The organism is Microcystis sp. LE19-195.1E, assembly GCF_027532095.1.
GTDB classification, from domain to species: Bacteria; Cyanobacteriota; Cyanobacteriia; order Cyanobacteriales; family Microcystaceae; genus Microcystis; species Microcystis aeruginosa.
Genome location: NZ_JAPZSZ010000048.1, coordinates 1 through 7,468 on the forward strand (window position 1 = coordinate 1; position 7,468 = coordinate 7,468).

The 7,468-nt window shown below is 45.3% G+C and carries 7 protein-coding genes and 2 pseudogenes; 4 read left to right on the forward strand and 5 right to left on the reverse strand.

All coding sequences use genetic code 11. The features are described from left to right. Positions 1–334: 334 nt before the first annotated feature. From O9300_RS03130 to O9300_RS03145, 4 genes are all read left to right on the forward strand, one after another. The gene (locus O9300_RS03130) at positions 335–1,024 is read left to right on the forward strand and encodes a lecithin retinol acyltransferase family protein (RefSeq protein ID WP_287730279.1); all 690 of its coding nucleotides are present in this window, start codon (positions 335–337) and stop codon (positions 1,022–1,024) included. Positions 1,025–1,114: 90 nt separating this feature from the next. Then, positions 1,115–1,351: a hypothetical protein gene (locus O9300_RS03135; RefSeq protein WP_043997914.1), complete on the forward strand. Its 237-nt coding sequence runs from the start codon at positions 1,115–1,117 to the stop codon at positions 1,349–1,351. An 82-nt stretch (positions 1,352–1,433) separates the two neighbouring features. Beyond that, positions 1,434–2,597: a GuaB3 family IMP dehydrogenase-related protein gene (locus O9300_RS03140; protein ID WP_287969997.1), complete on the forward strand. Its 1,164-nt coding sequence runs from the start codon at positions 1,434–1,436 to the stop codon at positions 2,595–2,597. Positions 2,598–2,787: 190 nt separating this feature from the next. After that, on the forward strand, positions 2,788–3,129 hold the full coding sequence (locus O9300_RS03145; RefSeq protein ID WP_002796237.1) for a DUF760 domain-containing protein: 342 nt from the start codon (positions 2,788–2,790) through the stop codon (positions 3,127–3,129). A gap of 104 nt (positions 3,130–3,233) precedes the next feature. On the opposite strand, the gene O9300_RS03150 is transcribed toward O9300_RS03145, so the two are convergent. The 5 genes and pseudogenes from O9300_RS03150 to O9300_RS03165 all read right to left on the reverse strand — a co-directional run. Then, a complete protein-coding gene (locus tag O9300_RS03150) occupies positions 3,234–5,087 on the reverse strand; it encodes a hypothetical protein (RefSeq protein ID WP_287969999.1) in 1,854 nt (617 codons plus the stop codon). A gap of 38 nt (positions 5,088–5,125) precedes the next feature. Next, the gene (locus O9300_RS03155; RefSeq protein WP_287970001.1) at positions 5,126–6,208 is read right to left on the reverse strand and encodes an SGNH/GDSL hydrolase family protein; all 1,083 of its coding nucleotides are present in this window, start codon (positions 6,206–6,208) and stop codon (positions 5,126–5,128) included. A gap of 324 nt (positions 6,209–6,532) precedes the next feature. After that, positions 6,533–6,634, reverse strand: a pseudogene (locus O9300_RS19610) (sigma factor-like helix-turn-helix DNA-binding protein); the annotation flags it as partial. 231 nt (positions 6,635–6,865) lie between these two features. Beyond that, positions 6,866–7,183: pseudogene (locus tag O9300_RS03160) on the reverse strand (transposase); the annotation flags it as partial. A gap of 23 nt (positions 7,184–7,206) precedes the next feature. Continuing rightward, the coding region (locus tag O9300_RS03165) for a transposase (protein ID WP_287970003.1) at positions 7,207–7,468 on the reverse strand (262 nt) is incomplete at its 5' end.

Sequence of the window (7,468 nt, forward strand, 5' to 3'; positions counted from 1 at the left end):
CTCTAGATACAGTCAACGGTACAGCCATTTTCAAAGGGAAAATGTACCCAGTAGCGTCTTTTCAATTTTTTCTGAGAAGCGACCTGCAGTAAGGGTTTTGTTAATTTTTTAGTATTTCTGTATGGGGGAAGTCCAGATAAAAATGAAGTGTAACCTAATTTGGTATTGACGACCGACTCCCCCAAAGGAAAACTTTGTACCTCATCATTAAGATAAATGCTATAATAGGTTTTGACAAATCGCGATCGGGAATATTTTCAAGAAAACGAAGATTAATACCCAGAAAAACTGGCTCAATAGATAATCTCCTTGTTTACTTGATCACTAAAAAAATATGGCTAAAGGGGATCAAATATACGCTTATCGGGAATTGCTCAATCTTCAGGGTGTTTATGCCCATCATGGCATCGATTGCGGTGATGGTAGCGTCATTCATTACCGAAAACCGAGCGAAATTGTCGAACGAACTTCCCTAGAAACCTTTGCTAGGGGCGGTAAAATCTATGTGGTGCGCCATGTAGAGGTGGGATTTTCCTTTATCCCCGATGTGGTGGTAGAAAGGGCGCTAAGTCGTCTGGGGGAGCAGAAATATAATCTTCTTTTTAACAACTGCGAACATTTTGCCACTTGGTGTAAGACCGGTATTAGCAAAAGTCAACAGATAGAAGAATTTATCCCGATTATTACCCATTTACAAGCGGTGGGACTCTACGAACCTCTGAAAAAATCCCTCATCGGAGCCGACCCCAACAATGCCCAAACTCTGTTAAAAGGGGCTTTAAGCAATCTTAAGGTCAGTTGGGATGAAATTCAACCCCAGTACAAAAAAGCCCTTCAAGAAGCAGAAACATGGAATCGAGTAGCGATCGAAGCTTTAAGCAGAAATCGCGATGATTTAGCCCGGGAAGCCCTGAAACGCAAGGTAGAAGCCAAAAAACAGGCAAAACGCCATCAGGAACAATTGGATCAACTAGCGGCCATGACCGAAAATGTTCTTAAAAGTCTGGTGATTGCTAACGGTTAGTCTGGATGTCAGTAAACTGTTCAGTATCTAACCCTATGCCAATTGCCTCGGTTGATTCCTATCCAAATCAGGTAATTTTAGTTGCTCGCCATGGAAATCTGGATTATTTTACGTTTTTCAATCGCCGCTGCCATTATCGCTTTAGTTTGCTGGTCTTTAGCCAGTGCCGTGCGCGATAGTTGGCAAGTTGCCCGACGGATGCACTCCATCCCTTGCTCCCACTGCCGCTACTTTACCAACGATTATCGCCTCAAATGTAGTGTACAACCCAGGAGCGCCAACACCGAACAAGCGATCGACTGCGGCGATTATTTTCCCGGGGCCTAGTCGGCAATAATACCGAAAAGCTGTTCGAGATGGTGCGAAATTTGCTAGTCTAGGCTAAATAGGTCTGAAATAGTATAGAAACGTGGATACAATTATTGGTCGGGGCAAAACAGCCCGTAGAGCTTACGGTATCGATGAAATCGCACTTGTACCCGGAGTGCGAACCCTCGATCCTAGTTTAGCCGATACCCGTTGGTCTCTCGGCAATATCGAGCGGGAAATCCCGATTATCGCCAGCGCTATGGATGGGGTGGTGGATACTAAAATGGCCGTCCTTCTCTCCGAGTTGGGGGCGCTAGGGGTACTAAACCTCGAAGGAATTCAAACCCGTTACGAGGATCCTAACCCGATTCTCGATCGCATTGCAGCGGTCGGCAAATCAGAATTCGTCGGTTTAATGCAGGAACTCTACGCAGAACCGATTAAACCGCAACTAATCGAACTTCGTATCCAAGAAATTCAAGAAAAAGGCGGTATTGCGGCAGTTAGCCTCACCCCTGCCGGTGCCGTCAAATACGGTGCTATCGTCGCCCAAGCAGCGGCCGATATTCTCTTTGTCCAAGCAACCGTTGTTTCCACTGCCCATTTATCCCCGGAAGCTATCACCCCCCTCGATTTAGTGCAACTGTGCCAAGAAATGCCCATTCCCGTGGTTTTGGGGAACTGCGTCACCTACGAAGTCGCCCTTAACCTGATGAAAACCGGGGCAGCCGGGGTTTTGGTCGGTATCGGTCCGGGGGCTGCCTGTACTTCTCGCGGCGTTTTAGGAGTGGGAGTTCCCCAAGCCACTGCTGTGGCCGATTGTGCCGCCGCTAGGGACGATTTTTTCCAAGAAACCGGTAAATACGTCCCCGTTATTGCCGATGGCGGCATTATTACCGGCGGTGATATCTGCAAATGTATCGCCTGTGGTGCTGACGCGGTGATGATTGGTTCTCCCATTGCCCGGTCTGTGGAGGCACCGGGCCGCGGTTTTCACTGGGGTATGGCCACACCTAGCCCGATTCTACCCCGGGGAACCAGGATTAGTGTGGGCAGTACGGGAACTATTGCCGAAATCCTCGTCGGACCGGCAAAATTAGATGATGGTACTCATAACCTCCTAGGGGCGCTGAAAACCAGTATGGGAACTTTGGGTGCTAAGAACTTAAAGGAAATGCAACAGGTGGAAGTGGTGATTGCCCCCTCGCTGCTGACGGAGGGTAAAGTCTATCAAAAGGCCCAGCATTTAGGTATGGGTAAATAAAAGTTATCAGTGAACAGTGATCGGTTATCATCAGTGTTAAGTTTTTTATTTTTGCTGGAGATGGGTTTTTTGCTTGGTATAACCATTCCGTTCAGGTTCGGTTCTACCGACTCCCACTATCTCAAAAAACTGTTAAATTGGAAGAACCAAAAGGATAGTTTATAAAAAAATTGAGTTCAGGAGATCAAAGGTGTATAGAGAAAACGATCGCCCTCACAATTTATTCGGTACCGATAGTGAATTTTCCGAGAGTTTGTGGCAGTATGTCCAGACCTTAAGTCCAGAAACAATCGCCCAACTCTCGAAACCGGAGTCCCAAGAGGTTTTCCAAGTGATGGAACGCAACATTATCGGACTTTTGGGCAACCTTCCTTCGGAACATTTCGGGGTCACTATCAGTACCAGTCGCGAACATCTGGGCCGGTTATTGGCCTCAGCAATGATGAGTGGTTACTTTCTCCGCAATGCTGAACAGAGAATGAATTTTGAAAAATCCCTCGCTAGTCTCCAGAGTGGTTCTAGCGATGTTTAAGGTTTAGCGGTAGTTAGTTTGAAAGGGAAAAAGAAGCAATCAGATTTTAGTTACAAGATAACTTTGATCTGGTTAATAACTGATAACTGATAACTGATAACTGATTAAAGACAGTTTTGCTGCCAGAGTAGTTCTTTTTCGATTCCCTGTTTTTCTCCGGGGGGGACAGTCCTTTCCCGCATGATATAAAGTTGCAGGGATTTAATTTGTTGATCACTACCGTGCTGCTGATTCCAGTTTTGACAGAGATACTGACCAAACTCTCCATAAACTGACCGACCGATAGCTCGATTAAGATTAATAAAATATTGTCGCCACTGCATGGTTTTATACAAACGATTGCGATCGCTTTCGGTGGGTTTATCCCAAATTACCGGCTGTCCTTCCCTAAATATGTCTACCGTGGAACCATCGGCTAATTGACTGACTGCCACAAACCAAGCATCATCGCGAGGGGGAGAAGGGGCAAAAATAGTCCAATACTGGTCTAAACGGGTAACTCTTGCCAGAATATCAATTGTATTGAAAGTACGACGGGTGAGCAAGCGATCGAGGGACTGAATTAAAGGTGTATTTAAATCGCCTCTAATGGCCGATTGCCGGACAAAACTGCGTAAATTCCAGATACTGGTCAACAATAAGAAGAAAATTACCAAAATATTTAAAGGTAAAGAGGATTTAATCGTCAGGGGACGAAACTTGAGAGGTTTGGTGAAATTGCCCATAAAACGACGATGGGAGGCAATCCACTCATAAATTCTCGTTCCCACGGCCATAAGGGGCGGTAAACGCAAAATTGGCGCTAAAAACCAGAAAATTGGCGAAAGACTGACAATATAAACCACTGCTGACCATTTAAACTGACGTTTTCCCTGCCAATCTTCCACCACCCAAGAATTTTGGGCCACCATATCCTCGTATATTGAGGGGTTATCCTGAGCGACTAACAGGGGAGTGCCGGGTAAAATGAGAAACGTGCGGAGAAGATGAACAACTTTTTTGCAAAATCCACAATCTCGATCATAATTAATCCTTAAACCTTCTCTTTCTGGGTTTCTCATCCGTTTTTGTCCCCAATCCCAGACTAAGCTAGGGATGATGGGCAACCAATGGGTAACACTCAAAAACGGGAAAATTCCCAGATGAAAACTGAGACCAAAACCGATATGTAAGAGAATAAACGAGAGAATAGCGACTATTTTAAAGAGACTATTGCGAAAGGGAATAAAAATTAGCAGTGGACCCACCCATTCAAAGATTAACGCTGAAAAGGTGAGGATTTCTAGTAATTGTGGCGGTAAAGATAGTAAAAAACCGGCAAAAGCAGTACCGTATTGATCGTAACTGAGAGAGTAATAAACGGCTGTACCGTCGGGCCACCAAGTCTCACTTTTGGTTTTAAAGGCCGCTGACCACATATAGATGTAACACACCTGTATCATAAAAGCGACCGTGGCAGCCGAAACCACACGCTTGGGTAGGGGGTTGGGATTGGTGTTTAAGGCACTTTCCACGGAATAACAGGCACCCAGGGGTAAAAACATCGCCCAGAATAATACTGCCCGGATTACGTCATCGGCGGCAAATAGTAACAGGGGGTTGCGATGATGTAAAGAGACGATTAGCGCCCAAGTGGCGATCGTGGCTAAACGGGTATGATAGCCAATTAAAAGCAATAATGCGATCGCTATAGCGACAATAAACAGGATACTCTGCACCAGCACCGAGTCACTGAGAGCAAAAATAGACCAGTAAAAAGGACTAGCAGAGACTTTCGATAAGCTTCCTAGGGGTAAAACCCCCAATCCGCTGTAATGGGCAGTTACTTGGCTAAAACGAACCGATAAATCTACTAAAACCACTAACGCCAAGGCAATGCGAAATAAAGCCAGCGATCGCAGGTCAAACCCGAAAATCTCTGCCAGTCTTTGTCTAAATGATTTTGTCATTATCGCCATAGGATGATGATTCCCTCCACTTCTTCAGTAAACCTACTTTATAGCAATTGACATACTCCCACCGTCAAGCTACGCTGTGACGGTGGGAGTATGTCAATCCTTCCTTCAGCCGCTTTTACCCGGAAAGGGGGATCGCTGGCTCGGTTCGGTTTTCTTTTCATCGTTACCTGCGCCACTTTAACACCCAAACCGACAAAAGCAACGATAACGATCGCACCTGTTGCGTCCGGTTCGGGAACGCTGGCGAGGGTTGTCGAGGCGAGACCGGCGATCGCTTGATGGGTTACGGTCGTGGGATGGAAACCGTCCCAGAAAAGATACTCGGAGGGATTCGAGCAGATCTGCCAGGTATTGGTATTCAAACAAGCATCCGTGACATTGGTTAAACCGTAGCGAGACGGATCGTTGTAGGTGTTCTCGAAGAGAGAGTAGATATCTAGCGGGATCAGAGTGGCCGCAGTCGAGGGAGCGTTTTGGAGGGCTTGAAGCGCCGAGGCTAATTTCTGATTATGCTCTAGGGCTAGATTCGTCATCCCCGGTATTCCCGCCTGACTGGGTAATTTACCGAGATCCGGTAGATTCGGAACGATTACCGTTTTCGCCCCGACCGCAGGGGAGATCAGGGTTTCAACCGCGGCGATAATGTTACCGACTACGGCATCGGGGTCGGTACTGAAACCGAAAAGATAGTCGTTAGCCCCGGCCCACACGACGAAGAGATCGCGAGCGTCGAAAGTTGATAGGAACGGGTTCGCGGCGAACGCGCCGATCTCGTCGAGTAATCCGGGAAAATTCCCCCCGAACAAGAGTTCGGCCACGTTCTGGTGACCGCTGGTGGCTCCGCCGTAGGCAAGATTCAGCACCGCGCTATTCGGCAGTCCGAAATCCTGCTGTAAATACTCGATCCAGAGTGGGCCGTTAGAAAAGCGCCCGTTCCCGTAGGGGGGGCTAGGCGGGTAAAGATTGCCCGTTAGTTTATATAAATTTCCCGGATCCGATAAGCTATCGCCGAATACCTGAAAACTATCGAAGGTTGCCCCTAGGGTCTTGAAAGGAGAAAGGAGAGTGAAGAAGGTAATTCCCGCCGTGGCGATTAGTGATTTTGTTAATAAATATTTCATCGGTTCGCCAATTCAAAAATGAAACGCATCAACCTCAACAGTTGACCAAGAAAGGCTCATCAGGTACTGTCCGATCAATACAACAACAAATCAGACCAAAAAATGAACCGCCCACATCCTAACATAGAATAAAGAAACTTGTTCTAACAACTTAGTCAAGAGGTGGGGCAATCGCACATAATTCTTAATACTTTTGGAATATGGACATAAATCAATACCTGATTATCTCCGAAGGGTGACAGCAAACTCAACATCATGTTGAAATTATCCAAGACAAGGTTGGGATTCAATGTGACACTTTTCTTCCGATCCTCTTTCAGTCGTTCAGCGACAATTTTTTTCCTTTTGTTTTTGCCGATAAGCTTCAAATTCGGGGTTACTAGCAAGAATTTGACGGACGCGCTCGCGACTTATGCCGTATTTATCCGCAGGGTGAGAGCATCTCAAACGCTATTGACAATTGGCCAATTTTGTCATCCGCGTGGGCATTTCAAGTGATACCAGTCAATCAGAATAGTTACGAAATCGACCCATTTGGTCGATTTTTGCTTAACAATTGAGATGGCAAATTATCCTCAAATATGCCTGAATCGTGGGTAAGCAACTCACATAAAGTTCATTTTGTCAAGGATTGTTAAGATGCGCTTACCCTGGGTCTTGTTCTTCACAGAATTTGAAGATTTCTTCCCGATCATAAGCACTGTCACCTCGAACGAAGATGTAAGTTTCTTTCCATTTTTCTCGAATGATTCCGATAATTCTTTGTAATTCCTCTAAAGCTCCTTCTGCTGGATCGACATTGGATGAACGGAGTTTAGCGACTAATAAATGAGTCCCAAAAAAAATATACAAAGGTGCATAACAGACTCCTTTATAATAAGTATTGAAAAACGCTCCCTCCTGATTTCCATGTACTTGATCATCCGTCACATCCATATCCAAAATAATTTGACGAGGTGACTTTTTGGGCTCTTCTGGTTTTCGTGTGTTAATTTTTGTTATGAATTAAAGCAAGCAAACAGCTTAAGTCGAAGATGTTCAAAATTGGTAAATCCATAACTGATTCTTTTAATAAGCTTTATTTTGGTATTCATTCCCTCAATTAATCCGTTGGTTGTCTGATTTTCAAAGTAATTACAGATACCCGACAAATGCTTCCGGATCATACTGGCACTACTTTGATATAATATTCCGCCTATTCTTATCCATTTTTCCAATTTTCTCTCAGCACCTTTGAACGTTCTACAACCTTGATAAATT